The organism is Actinomycetospora corticicola (assembly GCF_013409505.1).
GTDB lineage: Bacteria > Actinomycetota > Actinomycetes > Mycobacteriales > Pseudonocardiaceae > Actinomycetospora > Actinomycetospora corticicola.
Window position 1 is genome coordinate 2,004,980 of the sequence record NZ_JACCBN010000001.1, and the last position, 22,889, is coordinate 2,027,868.

Sequence of the window (22,889 nt, forward strand, 5' to 3'; positions counted from 1 at the left end):
GACACGTGCCTACCCCTCCTGACCGGCCGGACACACCCGCGCGGTCGGTCGACGAGGATCACGGCGCGGCCGCACCCGCCGTCGGGACGGCCGGGAGCTACAGCCCCGGGAAGACGCGGGCCGCGTTCCCGCCGAGGACGGCGTCGGTGAGGTGCTCGGGCAGGCCGAGGTCGCGGACGCCGGCGACGTTGCGCGACGGGCTCGCGGAGGGCGCGTCGGTGCCGAAGATCGAGCGGGCGGCGATGCGCTCGATGCCGAAGCTCGCGTAGTAGGTGGGCAGCCGCTTGGGCGGGAGGCCGGCGAGGTCGAGCCACACGTTCTCGCGGGTCAGGGCCAGGGACGCGGCGGCGTCGTAGCTCCAGCCGCGCCCGCCGTGGGCGAGGATCACGACGAGCTCGGGGAAGTCGCGCAGCACGTCGTCCATGAGCACCGGGTCGCCGTGCTTGGACGTCGCGCCGGGGAAGAACGACGGCCCCGTGTGCACGATGACGGGGATGCCGCGCTCGGCGCAGCGCGCGTAGGCCGGGTAGAGCTCGCGGTCGTTGGGGGCGACCCCGGCGTGGACCGGGTGGATCTTGAGTGCGACGGTCGCGCCGTCGCCGAGGTCCAGCTGGCGGTCGAGCTCGCGGGCCACCGGGTGGTGCACGTGCGGGTTGACGTTCGCGACGATGCGGAACCGCTCCGGGTCGTGCTCGACGATCTGCAGCACGTCCTCGACGGTCTGCCAGCCCGTGGCCTTCGGGCTGTACTCGCAGAACATCAGCACGCGGTCGACGCCCTCGGCGGCGAAGTACTCGCTGACCCGGGACGGGACCGGCGTCCCGTCGTCGTCGTACATCGCCGCCCAGGCCCCGGCGTCGCCCGCGGGCCCGATCCACGTCTCCCACGGCACCTTCAGCCGCGCCAGGTGGGCGACGTGGACATGGGCGTCGACGATCAAGGTGGCCTCCGGCCAGGTGAGCAGAAAAGGTCGTTATAGCAGCCGTTTCTGCTCACCTGGGCTCCGCCCACCTAGTCGAACAAGTCCGGATCCGTCCGGACGATCTCGTCCCAGATCGGCTGGAACGAGAACCAGCCGGCGTAGGCCGAGCCGGTCTGCTCGGCGGAGAACTTCGCGTTGACGTGGTCGATCTGCGTCGGCGTGCCGGCGGCCTCGGCGAGCAGCTGGGCCTGGCAGTTGCGCTCGGTGTTGATGAACCACCAGGCCGCCTCGGCGACCGTGTCGCCGACGGTGAAGATGCCGTGGTTCTGGTGGAACACCATCTTGCGGCCGGTGAGCCCGGTGGCGAGGGCGCGCCCCACCTCGGGGTCGAGCACGACGGCGCCACGGCCCTCGGTGACCACGCCGTGCTGCTCGTAGAGCGTGCAGGCGTCCTGGGTGATCGGGTCGAGCGGGCGGCCCAGCGAGGACCACGCCTTGCCGTACACCGAGTGCGCGTGGGCGGCGGCGACGACCTCGGGGTGCGCGGCGTGGACGGCGGAGTGGATGACGAAGCCGGCCTGGTTCACGGGCTTGTTGCCGTAGACGACCTCGCCCTCGTGGTTCACGGCGATGAGGTCGGAGACCCGGATGTGCCGGAAGCTCATGCCGAACGGGTTGACCCAGAACATGTGCGGGTCCTCGGGGTCGCGGACCGTGATGTGCCCGGCGATCCCCTCCCCGAAGCCGAACCGGCCGAACACCCGGAACGCGCCGGCCAGCTGCTGCTTGCGGTGCAGCCGCTCCTCCTCGACGTTCGAGAAGGTCGGCGGCTTCGGCATCTGCAGACCGGGCTGCTTCGGCTGGTAGCCCGGCATCCCGTCGACCTCGGGGGTCTGCTCGTCGCTGCGGTCCTGCGTCGGTGCGGCCATCTCCCGACGGTGCGCCGTGGTACGCGCGCGGGTCAAGAGGAGAGCATGATCGGAGGCATGCCCGCACCCGGCGTCGCGCTCGAGAAGCTCGGTTTCCTCACCATCGGCACCTTCGACGGCGACGACCCCGCCCCGGGCCACGAGAGCCTCCTGCAGGAGATCGTGCTCGCCGAGGAGCTCGGGTTCGACTCCGTCTGGCTGCGGCACCGCCACCTGCAGCACGGCGTCTCCTCCCCCGTCACGTTGCTCGCGGCGGCCTCGCAGCGCACGTCGCGGATCGAGTTCGGCACCGCCGTGACCCCGCTGGGCTGGGAGAACCCGCTGCGCTACGCCGAGGACCTCTCCACCCTCGACGTCCTCTCGGGCGGCCGGATGAACCCCGGCCTCTCCGTCGGCCCGCCCGGCCACTTCGACGACGTGAAGCAGTCGCTCTACCCCGACACCGCCGACGCCGAGGACTTCACCTACACCCGCGTCGAGCGCCTCCTGCGGCTGCTGCGCGGCGAGCCCGCGAGCACGTTCTCGGGGGTCCAGGGCATCGAGGTCTTCTCCGACCACGTCCAGCCGCACGCCGCGGGACTCGCTGACCGCGTCTGGTACGGCGCGGCGAGCGACCGTTCCGCGGTCTGGGCCGGGCAGCAGGGTCTCAACCTGCTGACCTCGTCGGTCGTGCGCGTCGGCGAGGACGAGGAGCCGGACTTCGCCGGGATCCAGTCCCGCACCATCCGGGCGTACCGGGAGGCCCTTCCCGACGCCGGGTCGGGGCGGGTCTCGCAGGGCCTCGTCGTCATCCCGACCGACACCGCCACCGACGCGCAGAAGGCGAAGTACGCGGAGTACGTCGAGGGCCGCACCGCGCGGACGTCGTCGCCGCAGGGTCCGGGCCGGCTGCTGTTCGCGAAGGACATCCTGGGGACCTCCGAGGAGGTCGCGCAGGCGCTCTACGCGCACGCGGCGTTCCGCGAGGTCACCGAGGTGGTGTTCGCCCTTCCGTTCGGCTTCGCCCACGAGGACTACGTGCAGATCCTCACCGACATGGCGACGACGCTCGGACCTGCCCTGGGATGGTCCCGCGCGGCATGATCGGCCCATGCCCGAACCCGGTGTCCCCCTGGAGCGCCAGGGCTTCCTGACGCTCGGTACGTACGACGGCGCCGACCCCGCGCCCGGCCACGAGTACCTGCTGCGCGAGATCGTGCTCGGCGAGGAGCTCGGCTTCGACTCGGTGTGGCTGCGCCACCGCCACTTCCAGTCCGGCATCTCCTCGCCGATCGCGATCCTCGCCGCCGCCTCGCAGCGGACCTCGCGGATCGAGTTCGGCACGGCGGTGACGCCGCTGGGCTGGGAGAACCCGCTGCGCTACGCCGAGGACCTCGGCACCGTCGACGTCCTCTCCGGCGGCCGGATGAACCCCGGCCTGTCCGTCGGGCCGCCGATCCACTGGGACGACGTGAAGGCCGGGCTGTACCCCGACACCGCGGACGTCGAGGATCTGACGTACCACCGCGTGGAGCGCCTCCTCGCGATGTTGCGCGGCGAGCCCGCCAGCACCTTCGCGGGCATCGACGGCATCGAGTCGTTCTCCGATTACGTGCAGCCGCAGTCGCCCGGCCTCGCCGACCGCGTCTGGTACGGCGGCGGCAGCCGGCGCTCGGTGCGCTGGGCCGGGGAGCAGGGCCTCGCGATGCTCACGAGCAACGTGATCCAGTCCGAGGGCCACGACCTCGGCGACGACGCCTCCCGGGTCTTCCCGCTCATCCAGCAGGAGCAGATCGAGCTGTTCCGCTCGGTCCACCCGCTCGGGGCGGCCGCCCGCGTGTCGCAGGGTCTCGTCGTCATCCCGACCGATTCCGCCACCGCCGACCAGAAGGCCCGCTACACCGCCTTCGTCGAGCACCGCACCCCGCGCACCGCCGTCGCCCACGGGCCCCGGCAGATGCTCTACGCCCGCGACCTCGTCGGGACCTCCGAGCAGATCGCGGAGGAGCTCTACGCCAACCCGGCGTTCCGGGAGGTCCGCGAGGTGGTGTGGGCGCTGCCGTTCACCTTCGAGCACGCCGACTACGTGCAGATCCTCACCGACATGGCGACGAAGCTCGGCCCCGCGCTCGGCTGGAGCCCGCGGTGAGCCTTCCCGACGCCGGGTCGGTGCGGGTCTCGCGCGACGGTCCCGTCACCACGGTCACGCTGCACCGCCCGGAGCGGCGCAACGCCGTCGACGGCCCGACCGCCCTCGCACTCGCCGACGCCTTCCGCGCGTTCGACGCCGACCCGGGCGCCGCGGTCGCCGTGCTGCACGGCGCCGACGGGGTGTTCTGCGCCGGAGCCGACCTGACCGCGGTGGGCTCGTCGTCCGGCAACCGCACGGACCCGGCCGGCGATGGTCCGATGGGGCCGACCCGGCTGCGGCTGTCGAAGCCGGTGATCGCCGCCGTGTCGGGGCACGCGGTGGCCGGTGGCCTGGAGCTGGCGTTGTGGTGCGACCTGCGCGTCGCCGACGAGACCGCCGTGTTCGGGGTCTTCTGCCGCCGGTGGGGCGTGCCGCTGATCGACGGCGGGACGGTCCGCCTCCCCCGGCTCATCGGAGCGAGCCGGGCGATGGACCTGGTGCTGACGGGCCGCCCGGTCGACGCGGCGGAGGCCCTGTCGATCGGGCTGGCCAACCGGGTGGTGCCGGCCGGTGAGGCGCTGTCGGCCGCCCAGGCGTTGGCGCGCGACCTCGCGGCGTTCCCGCAGGTCTGCCTGCGCGCCGACCGGGCGTCGGTGCTCGGCCAGGAGGGATTGGACGAGGAGGCCGCGCTCGCCGCGGAGTTCTCGGGCGGCATGGCGGCGCTCATGGCCGAGGGCGTGGCGGGGGCGGCCCGGTTCGCCGGGGGCGCCGGACGGCACGGGACCTTCGACTCCTCGGGCTGATCTCCTCCGCCGAGGGTCACACCACGCAGGATCCGGGCGCCCCGGACCTGCCCCACGTGAACCTCGCCGCGGGGCTCCGACCCGGCCACCGCCGAGGGTCACACCACGCAGGTTTCGGGCGCCCCGGACCTGCCCCACGTGAACCTCGCGGCCGAGCCGGCCGTCAGCTGAGGCAGCGGGGTCCGAGCAGGGCCTTCAGGTCGCCCATGAGGGCGCTGGAGTTCGTGACCTTGAGCCCGTCGTCGAGCCGGAGCACGTGGGAGGCGCCGTTTGCGGCGAGCAGCGTGAGGTGGACCTCGCTCGACCCGGGGTGGGCGACGAGGACCTCCTTGAACTTCCCGACCCGCTCGGGCGTGCACCGGGCGCTCTCGATCGTCACCCGCACCGGCGGGGCGGCCTGCGCCCCGGTGGACAGATCGGGCACGGCGAGGTCCTCCACGAACAGGCTGACGCGGTCGTCCCGCTTGTTGACCTTGGCCTTGAGCAGCACGATCGCGTCCTCGGAGACGTCGATCGACACCGCGGCGTAGGTCCGGGGGAAGAACAGCACCTCGATCCCGCCGGCGAGGTCCTCGATCTGGGCCGATGCCCAGGGCTCGCCCTTCTTGTTCACCCGCCGGGTGACGCTCGCGAGGATGCCGCCGACGGTGACCGCCGCGCCCTCGGGGACGTCGCCCTCGAGGATCTTGGTGATCGGGGTGTCGGCGCGGCTGGCCAGGACGTGCTCGATCCCGTTGAGCGGGTGCCCCGAGACGTAGAGGCCGAGCATCTCCCGCTCCAGGGCGAGCCGGTGCTTGGGCTCCCACTCCCCCTCGGGGACCTTCACGTCGAACATGCCGGTGGTGTCGACGGCCTCGGCGTCGTCGCCCGGCTCGTCGAAGCTGCCGAACAGGTCGAACTGGCCGTCCGCCTCGGCGCGCTTGGTGGTCATCACCGCGTCGATGGCCTCGGCGTGCACCAGGGCGAGGCCCTTGCGGGGGTGGCCCAGCGAGTCGAACGCGCCCGCCTTGATCAGCGACTCGACCGTCTTCTTGTTGCAGACCTGCTGCTCGACCTTGCGCAGGAAGTCGGAGAAGTCGGAGAAGTTGCCCTTCTCCCGCCGGCTGCCGACGATCGACTCGACGACGTTGGCGCCCACGTTGCGGATGGCGCCGAGACCGAAGCGGATGTCGTCGCCGACCGGGGCGAAGTCGCGCACCGAGTCGTTCACGTCGGGCGGGAGCACCGTGATGCCCATGCGCCGGCACTCGGCGAGGTAGATCGCCGCCTTGTCCTTGTCGTCGCGGACGCTGGTGAGCACCGCCGCCATGTACTCGGCGGGGTAGTTCGCCTTGAGGTAGGCGGTCCAGTAGGAGACGACGCCGTAGGCGGCGGAGTGCGCGCGGTTGAACGCGTAGTCGGAGAACGGCAGCAGGATGTCCCACAGCGTCTTGATCGCCGCCGCGGAGTAGCCGTTGTCCTTCATCCCCTGGGCGAAGCCGGCGTACTCCTTGTCGAGGATCTCCTTCTTCTTCTTGCCCATCGCGCGGCGCAGCAGGTCGGCCTTGCCCAGCGAGTAGCCCGCGAGCACCTGGGCGATCGCCATGACCTGCTCCTGGTACACGATCAGCCCGTAGGTCTCGCCGAGGACCTCCTTGAGCGGCTCGGCGAGCTCCGGGTGGATCGGGGTGACCTCCTGGCGACCGTTCTTGCGGTCGGCGTAGTCGTTGTGGGCGTTCGCGCCCATCGGGCCCGGCCGGTAGAGCGCGCCGACGGCCGAGATGTCGTCGAACTCGGTGGGCGCCATGCGCCGCAGGAGGTCGCGCATCGGGCCGCCGTCGAGCTGGAACACCCCGAGCGTCTCGCCGCGGGACAGCAGGTCGTAGGTGGCCTTGTCGTCGAGCCCGAGGGCGTCGAGGTCGAGCGGCTCCTTGCCGTTCAGCGTGATGTTCTTCAGCGCGTCGTCGATGATCGTCAGGTTGCGCAGACCGAGGAAGTCCATCTTCAGCAGCCCGAGCGTCTCGCAGACACCCATGTCGAACTGCGTGATGATCGCGCCGTCGGCCTCGCGCCGCTGGATCGGGATGACGTCGATCAGCGGTTCCTTGGACATGATCACGCCGGCGGCGTGCACGCCCCACTGCCGCTTGAGGCCCTCGAGGTCCTTCGCGGTGTCGACGATCTCCTTGACCTGCGGGTCCGACTCGTAGAGCGCCCGCATCTCGGCGGCCTCGGAGTAGCGCTTGTGGCTCGGGTCGAACACGCCGGACAGCGGGATGTCCTTGCCCATGACGGCGGGCGGCATCGACTTGGTGATGCGGTCGGCCACCGCGTAGCCGGGCTGCCCGTAGAGCACGCGCGCGGAGTCCTTGATCGCGGCCTTCGCCTTGATCGTGGAGTAGGTGATGATCTGCGCGATCTTCGACTCGCCGTACTTCTCGGTGACGTAGCGGATCATCTCGCCGCGCCGACGCTCGTCGAAGTCCATGTCGATGTCGGGCATGGAGACGCGCTCGGGGTTGAGGAACCGCTCGAAGATCAGCTTGTGGTGGATCGGGTCGAGGTCGGTGATCCCGAGGACGTAGGCGACGAGGCTGCCGGCCGCACTGCCGCGGCCCGGCCCGACGCGCAGGTTGACCGAGCGCGCGTAGTTCAGCAGGTCGGCCGTCACCAGGAAGTAGCCCGGGTAGCCCATCTGCATGATGACCGACACCTCGTAGTCGGCCTGCTTGCGGTACTTCTCGGAGAAGCCGTTCGGGAAGCGCCAGTGCAGCCCCCGCTCGACCTCCTTGACCAGCCAGGACCCCTCGGTCTCCCCCTCGGGCACCGGCGCCACCGGCTGCAGGTCGCGTCCCTCGGTGAAGGTGACGTCGACGCGCTCGGCGATCGCCAGCGTGTTGTCGCACGCCTCGGGGAAGACCGGGTCCCACTGCGCCCGCATCTCGGCGGCCGACTTGAGGTAGAAGTCCTGCGCGTCGAACCGGAACCGGTTCGGGTCGTTCATCGTCTTGCCGGTCTGCACGCAGAGCAGCACCTCGTGCGGCTTCGCGTCCTTCGCGTAGGTGTAGTGCAGGTCGTTCGTCGCGAGACCCGGCAGATCCAGCTTCTTCTTCAGGTCGTAGAGGTCGTCGCGGACCCGGCGCTCGATCTCGATGCCGTGGTCCATCAGCTCGCAGAAGAAGTTGTCGCGGCCGAAGATGTCCCGGTAGTCGCTCGCGGCCTGCATGGCCCCGTCGCGGTCGCCCTGCTGGAGCAGGCGCGCGACCTCGCCCGACGGGCAGCCCGTCGTCGCGATGATCCCCTTGCCGTAGGTCTCCAGGAGCTCCCGGTCCATGCGGGGCTTGTAGTAGTACCCCTCGAGGCTCGCGAGGCTGGAGAGCCGGAAGAGGTTGTGCATCCCCTCCGTGTTCTCCGCCAGGAGCGTCATGTGGGTGTACATGAGGTCGGGGTTGTCGCTGCCGTTGGCGTTCTGCCCGATCGACACGCGCTTGCGCTCGTGCCGCGAGCCGGGCGCGACGTAGCCCTCCATGCCGATGATCGGCTTGACCCCGTGGGCCTTGGCCTTCTTCCAGAACTCGTAGGCGCCGTAGGTGTTGCCGTGGTCGGTCATCGCCAGGGCCGGCATGCCCATGCGGGCGGCCTCGGAGAACAGGTCGTCCAACCGCGCCGCACCGTCGAGCATCGAGAACTCGGTGTGGGTGTGGAGGTGGACGAACGAGTCGTCGGACACGCGAGAGACCTCCCCGGAACGGCTACCTCGTCACGCCCCGACCCCGGCGCCTGCGGGAGGCGACCAGGGGGCTCGGGACTGCGGCCACGCTACCTGTCGGGTCCGACAGTCTCGGCGCTCACTCGGGCGGCGGGACGTCGGCGCTGCTCACCGCGCCGCGGCGGCGTGTCGACGCACCGGACTGGCGCGAACGGCCCCGCCCCCACCCGCCGTCGGGACGGGAACTAGAGCAGGCCGGCGCCCTCGAGCGCCTGCCGCACCACGGCGGCCTCCTCCTCGGAGGCCTCCACCAGCGGGAGGCGCAGGCCCGGGCCGCAGAGGCCCAGCATCGCGAGGGCGGCCTTGACCGGGATCGGGTTCACCGTCACCGAGAGGGCGTCGAGGATGGGCTTGAACGCCGCCTCCAGCTCCGCGCGGTTCTCCGGCTCGCGGGCCATGCGCGCCATGAGATTGCCGCAGACGTGCGAGGCGACCGAGATGACCCCGCACTCCCCCAGGTCGAGGACCGGGGCGTACAGCTCGTCGTTGCCGGCGTAGATGCCGAGGCCGTCGACCTTCGCGAGGTTGGCGTTCGCGGCCTGCTTGACGTAGTCGACGTGCTCGATCTGGGCCAGCTCGGCGAGCTCGTCGTTGGGCACGTCCCGGGACACCCGCGACGGGATGTTGTAGAGCACGATCGGCTTGTCGGTCGCCTTCGAGACCTCGCGGTAGTGCGCCGCGAGCCCCCGCCGGTTGGGGCGGTTGTAGTACGGCGTCACCGAGAGGATGCCGTCGACGCCGGCCTCGGTGGCCCGCTCGGTCATCTCGACGGCGTGCCGGGTGTCGTTCGAGCCCGCCGACCCGATGACGGTCGCGCCCGCGGGGCGCTCGGCGCAGGCGAGCTCCACGAGGCGCATGTGCTCCTCGATCGACAGCGTCGGGGACTCACCGGTCGTCCCGCACACGACGATCCCGTCGGAACCGTGCGCGGCGAGGTGGTGCATCAGGTCGACGAAGGTCTTCTCGTCGACGGCGCCCTGCTCGTCGAAGGGCGTGACGATGGCGGTGAGGACGGTTCCGAGCGACACCCGGACAGGTTGCCCTGTCGGGGTGCCGCCCGTCGACACCGGGTGGCCGGTCCTAGACCAGGCCGAGCTTCTTCACGGCCTCGCGCTCCTCGGCGAGCTCGCCCGTCGAGGCGTCGATCCGCTCGCGGGAGAAGTCCGAGATGTCCAGGCCCTGGACGATCTCCCACTTCCCGTCCTTCGCGGTGACGGGGAAGGACGAGACGAGGCCCTCGGGGGTGCCGTACGACCCGTCGGAGACGATCGCGGCGGAGGTCCAGTCGCCCTCGCGGGTGCCGTTCACCCAGGTGTACACGTGGTCGATCGCCGCGGCGGCCGCGGACGCCGCGGAGGACGCGCCGCGGACCTCGATGATCTCGGCGCCGCGCTTCGCGACGCGCGGGATGAACTCGTCGGTCAGCCAGCCCTGGTCGATCTGGTCGGCGACCGGCTTGCCGTCGATGAGGACGTTCGAGACGTCGGGGTACTGCGAGGCGGAGTGGTTGCCCCAGATCGTGAACTTCGAGATCTGGCCGACACCCACGCCGAACTTGTTCGCGAGCTGCGCGAGGCCGCGGTTGTGGTCCAGCCGCGTCATCGCGGTGAAACGGTCCTTCGGCACGTCCGAGTTGGACGCGGCGATGAGGGCGTTGGTGTTGGCCGGGTTGCCGACGACGAGCACCTTGACGTCGTCGGCCGCGCCGTTGAGCGCCTCGCCCTGCGGCTTGAAGATGCCGCCGTTGGCCTCGAGCAGGTCGGCGCGCTCCATGCCCTTGGTCCGCGGACGGGCGCCGACGAGCAGACCGACGTTCGCGCCCTCGAAGGCCTTCGTCGCGTCGTCGTAGACGTCCACGCCGTCGAGCAGCTCGAACGCGCCGTCCTCCAGCTCGAGGGCGGTGCCCTCGGCGGCCTTCACGGCCTGCGGGATCTCGAGGAGCTTCAGCCGCACCGGGCGGCCCTCCCCGAGCAGCTGACCGGAGGCGATGCGGAACAGCAGCGCGTAACCGATCTGACCGGCGGCACCGGTGACGACGACGTTGACGGGCGAGGCCATGCTCAGTCTCCAGACGGATGAGGACCCTGATCTTCCGGGCCGCCAGCCTCCCACGTCCGACCGGGCGGGACGCGGCGAGGCGTGTCACCTCACCGCGCCCACCAGGTCAGTCGCCGACGACGAGCTGCGAGCGCCGCTGCCCGATGTACCGGAAGGTCAGGGCGAGCGAGACCATGATCCGGTTGCGGTTGCCCAGCAGCGCGAAGACGTGGACGAACATCCACGCCAGCCACGCGAGCGTGCCGGTGAGCTTCGGGCCGTGCGCGATCTCGGCGACGGCGGCCCGACGCCCGATGGTGGCCATCGTGCCCTTGTCGAAGTACCTGAAGGGCTCCAGCGGCCGGCCCTCGAGCAGGGCCACCAGGTTCTTCGCGGCCTGCGCCCCGGTCTGGATCGCCGGCTGCGCGAGCTGCGGCAGCGGGTTCTCGTCGATGACCCCGATGTCGCCGGCCACGAACACGTCCGGGTGCTCGGGGACGCGCAGCTGGGAGTCGACGACGATGCGTCCGCCGCGGCCCTGGGTGAGGCCCCACTTCTTCACGGTGTCGTGCGCGGCGACCCCGGTGGCCCAGATGGTCATCTGGGCCGGGATCTCCTCGCCGGACTTCAGCACGACCCGGTCGGGCCGCACCTCGGACACCGCGGTGCCGAGCCGCAGCTCCACCCCGCGCTCGCGCAGCTGGTTGGCCGCGTACCGGCGGAGCTTCGCGTCGAACGGGCCGAGCACCTTGTCGGTCATCTCGAGCAGGACGACCTTCACGTGGTCGGGGTCCAGCTCGGGGTAGCGCGACGGCAGCATCGAGTTGCGCAGCTCGGCCAGCGTGCCGGCCATCTCGACGCCGGTGGCGCCACCGCCGACCACCACGACCGACGCACCGTCGGTCTCGCCGGTGGCGGAGATGTGGTCGAGGTAGCCCATCATCCGGTCGCGGACCGCGAGCGCCTCGGCCCGCGTGTAGATCGGGTAGGCGTTCTCCCGCGCCCCGGGCACACCGAAGTAGTTCGTCGTGACGCCGTTGGCGAGGATCAGGTAGTCGTAGGACAGCTGCGGCCCGACGTCGAGCGTGAGCACCTTCGCGTCGGGGTCGATCTCGGTGACGACGCCCTTGCGGAAGGTGACCCAGGTGGAGCCCTTGCGCTCCACGTTGGACACGAACGACCGCGCGCCGTAGGTGATGTCGCCGGGGTTCAACGCACCCGTCGCGACCTGGTAGAGCAGGGGCTGGAACGTGGAGTAGCTGTGCCGGTCGATCAGCGTGACCCGTACCGGCGCCTTGCGCAGCGACCTCACGGCGGAGATCCCGGCGAAGCCCGCTCCCACCACGACGACGTGGGGACGCGTGTCCGTCGCCGTCGCCCCGTTCGACACCGCGGCACTCATCAGCCCTGCGCTCCTCTCCCTTCCGCGCTGATCGGTTCGATTCAGACCGACCCGGCGCGGTATCCCTGGCGTACCCGCCATGGTCCTCCGTCACGCCGCGCCGTGGGGCGTCGCCCCGTGCCGTGCACGTCACGTCGTGTCTCCGCTCACGGGGAGCACACCGACGTGTGTCACCCGGTCGGCGGCACCGGCCCGTCGTCCGGTACGGGCCCGACGACCGGCCCGTCGGCCCGCCCGAGGCCCTGGTCCGGCAGCAGCGGGGACACCGCGAGGCGGGTGCGGGCGGTGCCCGGCGGCGCCACCTGCACCGCCCGCACGCCCGGCCGGGAACGGAGGGCGGGCACCTCCGAGGGGGCGACCCGCACGACGACGGCGACGAGGCACCCGCAGTCCGGGCGGCCCAGTGCGGCGGCCTCGGCGGACGCGACCGCCGCGCGCCGCGTGCCGGCCGGCGCCACCGTCGCGTCCTGGGCGGCCTGGCCGGCGGCCGTGGTCAGCGCGGCCCGGAACGCCGCCTCGGGCGGCGCGGGCTGGAGGTCCACGTCGCGCAGCGCGGTCTGCACGCGGGGGAAGGGCACGCGCACCACCGCCCGCAGGGGCTGGGCGGTCCCGACGGCGGATGCGGCCGCGGCCGGGTCGAGGCCCGCCTCGAACTGCACCAGGGCGAGCCGCGGCGACGGAACCCCGGGGTCCGGGACGACGGCCGCGCGGGCCAGGTAGGCGGCGACGTCCTCCCCCGCGTCGGGGCCGAGCCGGACGGCATCGGTCGACCCGGCCGGGCCGCTCACCCCCGCGTCGGGTCCGCTGCGCTGGCTGCCCGCCGCCCACGCGGTCACCAGCACGACGACGAGCAGCACCGCCGCCGCGATCGCGTACCGCGGCCAGCGGGGCAGGTCCTCGTCGTCGGGACCGGCCCCGTCGTCCGGAACAGGCCCCGGACCGGCATCGGGCGCCTGGCTCAGCTGGAGGCCCGCAGGACGTCGAGGGCGTGAGCGAGGTCCGCGGGCGGCTCGCTGACGTACTCCACCCACCGGCCGTCGGCGGGATGGTGCAGCCCGAGCCGGTGGGCGTGCAGCCACTGGCGCGTCAGGCCCAGCCGCTTGGACAGCGTCGGGTCGGCGCCGTAGCCGGAGTCGCCCACGCACGGGTGGCGCAGCGCGGAGAAGTGGACGCGGATCTGGTGGGTGCGCCCGGTCTCGAGCTCCACCTCGAGCAGCGACGCCGCCGGGAAGGCCTCCAGCGTGCGGTAGTGGGTGACCGAGGGCTTGCCGTCGGTCATCACCGCGAAGCGCCAGTCGTGCTTGGGGTGCCGGTCGATGGGGGCGTCGATGGTGCCGTCGCTCGGGTCGGGATGACCCTGCACGACGGCGAGGTAGGTCTTCGCGACCGTCCGCTCCCGGAAGGCCGTCTTGAGCACCGAGTAGGCCCGCTCGGACTTCGCCACCACCATGACGCCGGTGGTGCCCGCGTCGAGCCGGTGCACGATGCCCTGGCGCTCCGCCGCCCCGGACGTCGCGATCGAGACCCCGAGTGCGGCGAGACCGGCGACCACGGTGGGCCCCGTCCAGCCCGGGCTCGGGTGCACCGCGACCCCGACGGGCTTGTCCACGACCACGATCTCGTCGTCCTCGTGGAGCACCACGAGGCCCTCCACGGCGCGGGCGGTGACGATCCGCTCGGCCGGTTCCCGCTCCGGGTCGGGCAGGTCGACCTCGAGCCAGCTGCCCGCGACCAGCCGGTCGGACTTGCCGGCGACGGCCCCGTCGAGGCGCACGGCGCCGTCCTCCGCGAGCGCGGCGACGACGGTGCGGGAGAGACCGAGCATGCGGGAGAGCCCGGCGTCGAGACGCAGGCCGTCGAGGCCGTCGGGGACCGGGAGGGTGCGCAGGCTCATCGGCCCTCTCCCCCGGTCGAGCTCCGCTGCGCTCCGTCTCCGGCTCCCGCCGGGCCGACCGGGTCGCGGCCGGACCGGGACCCGTCGATCTCGATCCCCCACAGCGCGAGCCCCACGAGCAGCGCGCCGCCGAGGCAGATCGCCGAGTCGGCGGCGTTGAAGACCGGCCACCAGCCGACGGAGACGAAGTCGACGACGTGGCCCTGCAGCGGCCCGGGCCCGCGGAAGAAGCGGTCGACGAGGTTGCCCAGAGCACCGCCGAGCACCAGGCCCAGCGCGATCGCCCAGCCCCGCGAACGCATGCGGCGGGCGAACCGGGCGATGCCGATCACGACCGCGACGGCCACGAGCGTGAGCAACCAGGTCATGCCGGTGGCGAAGGAGAACGCGGCGCCGGGGTTGCGGACCAGGACCAGGCTGACGGTGTCGCCGAAGAGCAGCGGGATGCGCTCGCCGTCGACCATCGTGGCCACGATCGCGATCTTGGTGGCGAGGTCGACGGCGACCACGAACACCGCGACGGCGACCAGGAGCGGCAGCCGACGGCGGGCGGGGGGTGCGGTCCCCTCCGGATCGGCGGCGTCGGTGGCGGCGGTGCCGTCCCTGGCGTCGGTCATGTCCCCATCCTCCCCCGCGACGCCGCGGGCTCGGCGTGAGGCCCCTCGCTCGCTCAGGAGGTCGGGCTGCCGGCGTCACCGCGCCACCGCGCGAGACGGCCCGACCGGTCCACCGCCCGCAGCCGCCGCTCGGCGGCCTCCCGCGCGGTGGCGGTGGCGACGACGAGGAGCTGGTCGCCCTCCTGCAGGCGGGTGTCCGACTGCGGGGTGAAGCTCGCGCCACGCCGGACCACCAGCGACAGGCCGGTGCCCTCGGGCAGGCGCAGCTCCCGGACGTAGACCCCGTGCATCCGCGACCCCTGCGGCACCGTCATCTGCAGCAGGTCCGCCCGCAGCGCCTCCAGCGGCGCGGCGTCGACCTCGATCTCCTGCACCGGCGGCTTGGCCAGGCCGAGGGCCTTCGCGACGGCGGGGAGGGTCGTCCCCTGCACGACGGTCAGGACCACGACCAGCACGAACACGGCGTCGACGAGCTCGCGGGCACCCGGCAGCCCACCGGTCAACGGGATCAGCGCGAGCACGATCGGGACCGCCCCGCGCAGCCCCGCCCACGACAGGAACACCTGCTCCTGCCACGGCACGCGGAACCAGGGGGCGGCGGCCACCACGGAGAGCGGGCGGGCGAGGAGCAGGAGCACGGCGGCCGCGATGACGGCGGGGACGACGGCGGCGAGCAGCCGGTCCGGGGAGACGTAGAGCCCGAGCAGCACGAACAGGCCGATCTGGGCGAGCCAGCCGAGGCCCTCGGCGAACGACCGGGTGCCCTCGCGGTGGGGCAGCGTGCCGTTGCCGAGCACCAGCGCGGCGACGTAGCAGGCGAGCAGCCCCGAGGCGTGCAGGCTCTGCACCAGCGCGTAGGCGCCGACGCAGACGGCGAGCGTGGCCAGCGGGTAGAGGCCGGTGGCCGGGAGCGCCGCCCGGCGCAGGCCCGCGGCGCCGAGCCGACCGATCACCAGGCCGAGCACGCCGCCGAGGACCAGCTCGTAGACCACGAGCAGCGGGTCGGTCCAGGAGATCGCGGCGCCCGTCGACAGCAGCAGGACGGCGATGAACGCCGGGGCGTCGTTGAGCCCGGACTCCAGCTCCAACGCGCCCACCAGGCGCCCGCCGAGGCCGAGTCCGCGCAGCACGCTGAACACCGCCGCAGCATCGGTGGAGGCGAGGACCGCGCCCCACAGGAAGGCGACGCGCAGGTCCAGACCGAGCAGCCAGTGCAGGGCGTAGCCGGTGACCGTGACGCTGACGGCGACCGAGACCGTGGACAGGGCGATCCCGAGCCCGAGCGCGGGGCGGACCGTCGACCAGCGGGTGGAGAGCCCGCCGTCGGCCAGGATCAGGACCAGCGCGGCGACCCCGAGCGCCTGGGTGAGCTCGGCGTCGTCGAACCGGATGCCGAGGCCCGCCTCGCCGAGGAGCACGCCGATGCCCAGGTAGAGCAGCAGCGAGGGCAGGCCGAGCCGCGTCGAGAACCGGACCGCGACGACCGCGAGCAGCACGACGGCCGAGCCGATCCCGAGCAGCAGCGGCAGCCGTTCCACGCGCCGCGGTCCCCCTCGTCGTCACCCACCCCGAGCCGAGGGGGCATCGTACCGTCGCGACCCCGGGGCACGCCGTCGTCCGCGGTGGCCGGACCTGGTGGCCGGACCTGGTGGCCGGACCTGGTGGCCGGTCCGGTGACTGGTCCCGGTGGCCCTCAGGTCCGCCAGGTCAGCGTGACCCGCTCGGCGGGCGGGGCGGTCGGGCCGTCGTGCTCGGCGAGCGCCGTCGCCACCTCGCCCGCCCGCTCGGGCGGCAGGCACAGCCGCCGGGCGACGCGGGCCGCGCGCACGTCGGGGTCCTCCAGCGGGCGGGGCTCCGAGGTCCAGCGCTGCACCTCGGGCTGCACGCCGAGCTCGGTCAGCACCGCCAGCGCGTCGTCCGCGGTCGGGGGCGCCGGGCGGCGCACGCCGTGGAACCGCTCCCAGAACGGGTCGAGCCAGGCCTGCGGGTGCGTCGCGTGGATCTCCATGACGACGCCGGAGCGGGCCGCCGCGCCGAGACCCGCGGCGAAGCCGGCCAGGTCGTCGGTGTCGTAGCCGACGTGGTGGCAGAGCACGAGGTCGGCGGTGCCGGTGTCCGGCAGCGCCTCCGGCCAGGTCCCGAGCACGCCCTGGTAGGGCATCCCCCACTCCAGGCAGGCGCCGACGAAGGCGGCGAGCATGTCCGACGCCGGGTCCACCCCCACCACGTGGCGCGCCTCGCCCACCAGCGCGAGCGAGGCCGCGCCGGCCCCGCACCCGACGTCGAGCACGGTGCGCCCGGCGGACGTGGCCAGGATCGCGACCGCGGCCCGGCGCGACGGCGTGTCGGGCGGCTCGGCGACGGGCCGGAACCGCTCCGGGTCCTGCCGATAGGGGCTGGCCGGGGCGTGGGCGAGGATCTCGTCCGGGACCGCCCGGGCCGCCATGAGGGCGGACCAGCGAGCGGCGGCGGTGTCGGGCTGCGTGCCGGTCGGGGTCTCCACGGTCACCATCTGATCACGGGGCACCCCGACCCGCTCCCCCTCAGCGCCGGCTGTCCGCCCCGTGCTGCTCGGCGAGCGACCGCACTGGAGCGCACCAGGAGCACCCGGTGAAGCCCAGCTCGATGGCCTCCGACACGGGCAGCGGGATGACCTCGCGACCGAACAGGTAACCACAGCGCCCGAGGTGGAAGCGTGGCTCCTCGTCGATCACGAGCACCTCGTCCACCCGCGCGACCACGACGTCGAGGCTGGCCCGGTCGGGCTGCTCGTCCTCGGGCTCGGGCGCCCGGGCCGGCGGGGGCGTCAGGGGCGGCGTCATGGGTGGCGCCTGACGACCGTGCCCGTTCGTCCCGGGACGGTCGGCGTCCGCTCCCCGGGCCGCGCCGTCCGCCTGCTCCCGTCCCTGCGCCGGCGGCATCTGGTCGGGCGCGGTCTGGTTCGGCGGCGCCTGCTGCGGTGGGACCTGGGCGGACGTCCGGGCCTCCGGGGCCTGGGTGCCCGTCGCGTCCGCATCCGCACCGGACGGCGCCCGCGGCGGCGGACCGTCGCCCGGGCGCGTCTGCGCCGGCTGCCCGGGTCCCTGCTGCGCCTGACCCTGCACAGGCTGCCCGTGCTGGGGCTGCCCGTGCTGGGGCTGGCCCTGCTGCGGTTGGCCCGGAACCTGGCCCTGCTGCGGCTCACCCTGCTGCTGGGCCTGAGGAGACTGACCCTGCGGCCGGCTCTGCAGCGGCTGGCTCTGCAGCGGCTGGCTCGGCTGCGACGGCTGACCCGGCGCCTGCCCCTGCGGCGACTGCCCCGCCGGCGGCTGGCTCGGCAACGGCTGGCTCGCACCGGTCCGACCCGGACCGGAGTCCGACGACTGCGACGGCTGTGACGGCGGGGCCTGGCGCTGGATCCGGCCGGGCTGCCCCTGCGGCGCCGCGTACGGCTCCTGCGGCCGTCCCTGCTGCGGCGAGCCCGTCGGGGGCTCGGCGCTCCACGGGCGCCGGCCGTCCTCGAGCCGCGTGGGCGCGTCCTCGGGCTCGCCGGGGCGCCCCGACACCGTGGCCGGGTCGGGCGCGCCGTCGGCGCGGGCCTCGTCCCGCCGGTCCGGCGCGTCGCGGCGGGCTCGGGCGAGCGCGTCGGCGGACATCCGGTTGGTGGCGTCCTGCTCGTCCTCGTGGTCGTGCGAGGCCGCCGACGCCGCGACGGCGCCCGCGATTCCGGCCGCGCCCGCGCCACCGGCCACCGTCGCCGCGGTGAGGCCCTGCCCGTCGGCGCGGGTGACCTCGGCGTCGGGGGTGTTCTGCGCCCGGGTCGGCGCGGCGTCGCCGGCCGCCGTCGACGCGGACGTCTCGGCGGCCTCGGACGACGTCGAGGTGTGCTCGGTCTGCTGCGGGGGCGCGGCACCCGGTCGGCCGGGCCCCTGCTGACCACCCGGGCCACCCGGACCCTGGGGCCCGCGCGGCGCTCCGGGCGGACCCTGCGGCGGCATCCCGCCGGGGCGGGCACCGGGCCCGGCGGCGGGAGTGTTCGGCAGCGGCACGAGGCCGAGGAACCGGGAGCCCTCGGGAGCGTTGGGCACGCGCGACGGGTCGTGCCCCAGTCGGCCGGACGCCGAGGCCCGGAGCCCCCGGGGAATGCCCCGCGGGCGGGCCGGTGGCGGAGGCATCGGCGCGCGGCCGGGCGGGCCGAACGGGGCCCCGCCCTGCTGCGGGCCGCCCTGCGGCGGACCCGCGGCCGGCCGGCCGGCCGGCGCATCCTGCGGGACCGGGCCGGACGGAGCCGAGGAGCCGCCGGGCGCCGACGACGGGCCGGACGGCTGCGACCAGGGCTCCTGGCCCGACGTCGCGGACGTACCGGGAGCGCCGACCGCGGCCGGCGCGGCCGCCGGAGCGGCGTCACGGGCCTTCCGCCGCCGCATGACGTCGGCGATCAGGAGGCCCGCAGCCACGGCGCTGGCCGCGACCGAACCCCAGGCCCAGGCCGCGGTGGCCGTGACCACCGCGACCACGAGCAGGGCGAACGCCACGACGACGCAGAGCAGGACCAGCAGTAGCACGATCGACCCCTCACCTGGCGGGTCGGGTCACCGGTTCGGAAGCCTTCCCCTGCCCCGACCGGATCGCCCGACTCAGCTGCCGGCTTCGGCCCTGGAGCCGTATCCGCTGGTCGCGTATCCCCCGGACCCGTTGCGGCTCGCACCGTCGGCCGGCGCCGCCGACCCCCGGCCCTCGAGGTCGCGCAGCTGCGACTCCAGGTACGTCTTGAGGCGGGTCCGGTACTCCCGCTCGAACGTGCGCAGCTCGTCGATCTTCTTCTCGAGGCCGCTCTTCTGCTGCTCGATGAGGGTGATCGTCTCGTTGTGCTTGCGCTGCGCGTCGCGCTCGAGGGTCGAGGCCTTGTCGCGGGCCTGCCGCTCCAGCGTCTCCGCGCGGGTCCGGGCGTCGTTGAGCATCGTCTCGGCGCGGCTGCGGGCCTCGTTGACCATGCTGTCGGACTTCGTCCGCGCCTCGGAGAGCAGCTGCTCGGACTTGGTCCGGGCGTCCGAGAGCATGCCGTCGGCCTCGGACTTGGCCTCGGCGGTCAGCCGGTCCGCCATCTCCTGGGCGAGCCCGAGGACCTTCGCGGCCTGGACGTGGTGGTCACCCCCGGCCATGGGCGAGGGGTCGGCGCCGTAGGGCGGCGGCACGATCGACTGCGACTGCTGCTGCGGCACGGGCTGCTGCGCCACCGGCATCGGCTGCTGCACCGTCCGCGGCGCGTCCTCGACGGGGCGCTGCGGCGGCTGGACCATGGTGGTCGCCGGCGCGGGCGGCTGCGACGGGCTCTGCTGCGCGGGGGCCTGTGCGGCCTTGCTGCGGGCGTCGTCCAGATCGGCGTGGGCACTCGAGAGCTGCTGCTCGAGCTGCTCGACCTGCTCGCGGAGATCGTTGTTCTCCTCGAGCAGGCGTCCGAGCTCGGCCTCGACGAGGTCGAGGAACGCGTCGACCTCGTCCTCGTTGTAGCCCCGTTTGCCGATCGGCGGCTTGCTGAACGCGACGTTGTGGACGTCGGCGGGGGTCAGCGGCATCGGATCTCCTCAAGCACTCCTCGGCTGCGGAACCCCAGGTACCTCGGGCTCTTCGAGCTCCGCGACACGCAGAGTATGACCTCTGCGAGCAGGTGAACCATAGTGGACAGGTCCAGGGTTGCGCTGCGAACGACGCCCGATCGGTGACACAGCGCCACGGATCATGGGTGGGCCACCCACACGCGTACCTCGCGACACGCCTGAGAGCGATCGGCCGGACGGTGCGGGACCGCTCACCGATGTCGACCGGCCGTAGCGGCCGGACTTCCCCTTCTCCGCGCGGCGGTCACGGGCCGGCCGGACGCTCACCGACCCCGTCCGACCACTGACCGCAATCGCCCGACGAGGGCTTGTCCGCTCTCAGACTCGGCTCAGGAAGAGCAGCTCAGGACGTCTCGGCGAACTTGCGCCGCTCGGTCGCCGAGACCTCGACGTTGGGCGGTGAGAGAAGGAACACCCGGTTCGTGACCTTCTCGATCGAGCCCCGCAGCGCGAACGCGAGGCCCGCCGCGAAGTCGACGAGCCGCTTCGCCGCGGCGTCGTCCATCTCGGTGAGATTCATGATCACCGGAATGCCGTCGCGGTAGCGCTCGCCGATCACGCGGGCCTCGTTGTAGCTGGTGGGCCGCAGCGTGGTGATCTCGGGGACGGCCGGCGTGTCGACGCTCTTCGCGGGCGCCGCCTCGACGGCGCGAACCGGGCGCACCGGCTCCTCGGAGAGCGCGAGAGCGGCCGCACCGGACGCACGGAGCGCCTCCGTGCCCGAGCCGCCCGCGGCGAGCGACCCGGACAGCGACCCGGTCGGGGACGAGCCGGTGCCCGACGACGCGCTGCCCACGGCGGCGAGGGCGCCGCTGCGGGACCGCGAGGTGTGGTTCGGACCGGTGTTCTGCTCCCAGCTGCGACCCCGGGCGCTCGAGCGGACGGACACGTCGGCCTCCTCGTCACGGTCACCGGAGCTCGCCCGGTCGTCGGCGGCGAGCCGCGGGAGGTCACGCTCGGCGCGCCCCTCGGACTCGGGGTCCCGGGGCCGCGGGGTGCGGACCCGGTCGTCGGACAGCGCCCGCTCGCGCTCCGGGACGGCCCGGCGCTCGTAGCGGTCGGACCGGTCGGCCTCGTACCGGTCGTCGTAGGAGTCGTAGCGCTCCTCGAAGCGGTCGGACTCGTACCGGTCGGCGTCGTACCGGTCGGATTCGTGGCGGCGGCGCGCGGCGCGCTCGCCGACGTACCCGTCGTAGCGGTCCCCGGCACGAGCAGGGCGGTCGCCGTACGGGTCGTGGTCGCCGTACCCGTCGTAGGCGTCCAGCTCGTCCGCGGGCACCATGCCGAAGTACGCCTTCACCCGGTGCAGAGCGGTCATGGCAGCCCTCTCCCTGTCGCCGCCGACCGATCCCGCGAGACCGTCGACTTACATCCGTGTCATTCACTCACACGGAACGCTAGCTACCGGGTGCCGAGGAGCGCCGCTCCGACACGCACACACGTCGATCCGTGCTCGATCGCGGCCTCCAGATCCCCCGACATGCCTGCTGACACGGTCCTCGCGTGCGGGAATGCCGTGCGCACCCGCTCGGCCACCGCCGCAAACGTGCCGAAGGCCTCCGCGGGATCGGCGTCGCGCGGAGCCACCGTCATCACCCCGTCGAGGGAGAGGTGGGCGCACCCGTCGACACGCTCGGCCAGCGCCTCGACGTCGTCGACCCCCACCCCGCCGCGCCCCTCGGCGCCGTCGAGGCTCACCTGGACCAGCACGTGCAGCGGCCCGGAGCGCTCCCCCGCCTCCCACGCCGCCCCGGCCGCCCGGTCCAGCGCGTCGGCGAGCCGCGGCGAGTCCACCGAGTCCACGGCGTGGGCCCAGCGGGCCAGCGACCGGGCCTTGTTCCGCTGCAGGCGCCCCACCACCCGCCAGCGCGCGTCGACCTCCGGGCGCAGCGTGGCGAGCTCGTCGGCCTTCGCCGCGCCCTCCTGCTCCTTGTTCTCCCCGAACTCCGTGAGTCCGAGGTCGGTCAGGAGGGCGACGTCGCCGGCGGGCCAGGTCTTCGTGACGGCGAGCAGCGCCACCTCGGCCGGGTCCCGCCCGGCGGCCCGGGCGGCCGCGTCGATGCGGCCGCGGACGTCGGCGAGGGCGGTCCGGAGCGCCTCGCGGCGCGCGTCGGGGGTCACCGGCGGTCGTACTCCCACCAGACGACCCCGGCCAGCCGCCCCGTCGGCCGGGTGCGGCGATGGCTGAACAGCTGGTCGTCCTCGAGGGTGCAGCGCGAGTCGGCGTCGATCGCGGTCACCCCCTGCTCGCGGAGCTGGCGCACGAGGCCCGCGCGCAGGTCGAGCGAGGGCGTGCCGATCCGGGTGGTGCCGCCGCTGCCCGGCAGCGCGGCCTCGACCTCGTCGCGCATCGCCTCGGGCACCTCGTAGCACTGCCCGCAGACGCTCGGCCCGAGCAGCACGTCGATGCGTCCGCGCTCGGCGCCGAGCTTCTCCATCGTCTCGAGGGTCGCGGGCAGCACCCCGGCCGCCGCCCCGGTGCGCCCGGCGTGTGCGGCCGCGACGATGCCGGCCTCGGCGTCGGCGAGCAGCGCAGGCACGCAGTCGGCGACGACGACGGCGAGGGCGAGCCGGGGCTCCTCGGTGACCAGCGCGTCCGCCGTCGGGACCGCGTCCTGCGGGCCCTCGACGACGGACACCTCGGTGCCGTGGACCTGGTTCATCCACGCGACCCGGGTCGGGTCCAGCCCGATCCCCCGGGCCAGCCGCTCGCGGTTGGCGGCGACCGCCGCCGGGTCGTCCCCGACGTGGTCACCGAGATTGAAGGAGTCGTACGGGGGCCTCGACCGGCCGCCCGCACGCGTGGTCAGGACACGACGTACCCGCACGT

At 73.6% G+C, this 22,889-nt stretch carries 18 protein-coding genes and 1 pseudogene; 3 read left to right on the forward strand and 16 right to left on the reverse strand.

Going from position 1 to position 22,889, the window contains the following annotated elements; genetic code table 11:
• Positions 1-97 precede the first annotated feature (97 nt).
• Positions 98-940, reverse strand: coding sequence for an amidohydrolase family protein (locus BJ983_RS09535; RefSeq protein ID WP_179793582.1), 843 nt, complete (start codon positions 938-940; stop codon positions 98-100).
• 71 nt (positions 941-1,011) lie between these two features.
• Complete coding sequence (locus BJ983_RS09540; RefSeq protein WP_218890188.1) at positions 1,012-1,851, reverse strand: class II aldolase/adducin family protein; 840 nt, start codon at positions 1,849-1,851, stop codon at positions 1,012-1,014.
• A gap of 57 nt (positions 1,852-1,908) precedes the next feature.
• Here BJ983_RS09540 and BJ983_RS09545 point away from each other — a divergent pair, with 57 nt between their 5' ends.
• The 3 genes from BJ983_RS09545 to BJ983_RS09555 are packed head-to-tail and all read left to right on the forward strand — an operon-like array spanning position 1,909 to position 4,764.
• On the forward strand, positions 1,909-2,934 hold the full coding sequence (locus tag BJ983_RS09545; protein ID WP_179793583.1) for an LLM class flavin-dependent oxidoreductase: 1,026 nt from the start codon (positions 1,909-1,911) through the stop codon (positions 2,932-2,934).
• 7 nt (positions 2,935-2,941) lie between these two features.
• Positions 2,942-3,979, forward strand: a complete 1,038-nt coding sequence (locus BJ983_RS09550) for an LLM class flavin-dependent oxidoreductase (RefSeq protein WP_179793584.1) — start codon at positions 2,942-2,944, stop codon at positions 3,977-3,979.
• On the forward strand, positions 3,976-4,764 hold the full coding sequence (locus tag BJ983_RS09555) for a crotonase/enoyl-CoA hydratase family protein (protein ID WP_179793585.1): 789 nt from the start codon (positions 3,976-3,978) through the stop codon (positions 4,762-4,764). The genes BJ983_RS09550 and BJ983_RS09555 overlap by 4 nt, the downstream gene beginning before the upstream one ends.
• 163 nt (positions 4,765-4,927) lie before the next feature.
• On the opposite strand, the gene dnaE is transcribed toward BJ983_RS09555, so the two are convergent.
• The 14 genes and pseudogenes from dnaE to pgeF all read right to left on the reverse strand — a co-directional run bounded on the left by dnaE (position 4,928) and on the right by pgeF (position 22,887).
• The gene (dnaE, locus tag BJ983_RS09560; protein WP_179793586.1) at positions 4,928-8,473 is read right to left on the reverse strand and encodes a DNA polymerase III subunit alpha; all 3,546 of its coding nucleotides are present in this window, start codon (positions 8,471-8,473) and stop codon (positions 4,928-4,930) included.
• 224 nt (positions 8,474-8,697) lie between these two features.
• Positions 8,698-9,540 carry a 4-hydroxy-tetrahydrodipicolinate synthase gene (dapA, locus tag BJ983_RS09565; protein ID WP_179793587.1) on the reverse strand — a complete coding sequence of 281 codons (843 nt, stop codon included), beginning with the start codon at positions 9,538-9,540 and terminating at the stop codon, positions 8,698-8,700.
• Positions 9,541-9,592: 52 nt separating this feature from the next.
• A complete protein-coding gene (locus tag BJ983_RS09570; RefSeq protein WP_179793588.1) occupies positions 9,593-10,570 on the reverse strand; it encodes a malate dehydrogenase in 978 nt (325 codons plus the stop codon).
• A 106-nt stretch (positions 10,571-10,676) separates the two neighbouring features.
• On the reverse strand, positions 10,677-11,951 hold the full coding sequence (locus tag BJ983_RS09575) for an NAD(P)/FAD-dependent oxidoreductase (RefSeq protein WP_179793589.1): 1,275 nt from the start codon (positions 11,949-11,951) through the stop codon (positions 10,677-10,679).
• Positions 11,952-12,121: 170 nt separating this feature from the next.
• A complete protein-coding gene (locus BJ983_RS09580) occupies positions 12,122-12,808 on the reverse strand; it encodes a hypothetical protein (protein ID WP_179793590.1) in 687 nt (228 codons plus the stop codon).
• Positions 12,809-12,909: 101 nt separating this feature from the next.
• Positions 12,910-13,845, reverse strand: a complete 936-nt coding sequence (locus BJ983_RS09585) for an RluA family pseudouridine synthase (RefSeq protein ID WP_179793591.1) — start codon at positions 13,843-13,845, stop codon at positions 12,910-12,912.
• Positions 13,842-14,462 (reverse strand): signal peptidase II, encoded by a 621-nt coding sequence (gene lspA / locus BJ983_RS09590; protein WP_179793592.1) that lies wholly within the window; start codon positions 14,460-14,462, stop codon positions 13,842-13,844. The genes BJ983_RS09585 and lspA overlap by 4 nt, the downstream gene beginning before the upstream one ends.
• Positions 14,463-14,515: 53 nt before the next feature.
• Positions 14,516-16,000, reverse strand: a complete 1,485-nt coding sequence (locus BJ983_RS09595; protein WP_179793593.1) for a potassium/proton antiporter — start codon at positions 15,998-16,000, stop codon at positions 14,516-14,518.
• Positions 16,001-16,155: 155 nt separating this feature from the next.
• Positions 16,156-16,965 carry a methyltransferase domain-containing protein gene (locus BJ983_RS09600; protein ID WP_179793594.1) on the reverse strand — a complete coding sequence of 270 codons (810 nt, stop codon included), beginning with the start codon at positions 16,963-16,965 and terminating at the stop codon, positions 16,156-16,158.
• A gap of 40 nt (positions 16,966-17,005) precedes the next feature.
• On the reverse strand, positions 17,006-19,006 hold the full coding sequence (locus tag BJ983_RS09605; protein ID WP_179793595.1) for a hypothetical protein: 2,001 nt from the start codon (positions 19,004-19,006) through the stop codon (positions 17,006-17,008).
• A gap of 72 nt (positions 19,007-19,078) precedes the next feature.
• A complete protein-coding gene (wag31, locus tag BJ983_RS09610) occupies positions 19,079-20,017 on the reverse strand; it encodes a DivIVA-like cell division protein Wag31 (protein WP_179793596.1) in 939 nt (312 codons plus the stop codon).
• Positions 20,018-20,402: 385 nt separating this feature from the next.
• Positions 20,403-20,756: pseudogene (locus BJ983_RS30680) on the reverse strand (cell division protein SepF); the annotation flags it as partial.
• Positions 20,757-21,460: 704 nt separating this feature from the next.
• On the reverse strand, positions 21,461-22,180 hold the full coding sequence (locus tag BJ983_RS09620; protein ID WP_179793597.1) for a YggS family pyridoxal phosphate-dependent enzyme: 720 nt from the start codon (positions 22,178-22,180) through the stop codon (positions 21,461-21,463).
• Complete coding sequence (gene pgeF / locus BJ983_RS09625) at positions 22,177-22,887, reverse strand: peptidoglycan editing factor PgeF (RefSeq protein ID WP_343053959.1); 711 nt, start codon at positions 22,885-22,887, stop codon at positions 22,177-22,179. The genes BJ983_RS09620 and pgeF overlap by 4 nt, the downstream gene beginning before the upstream one ends.
• Positions 22,888-22,889: the final 2 nt, after the last annotated feature.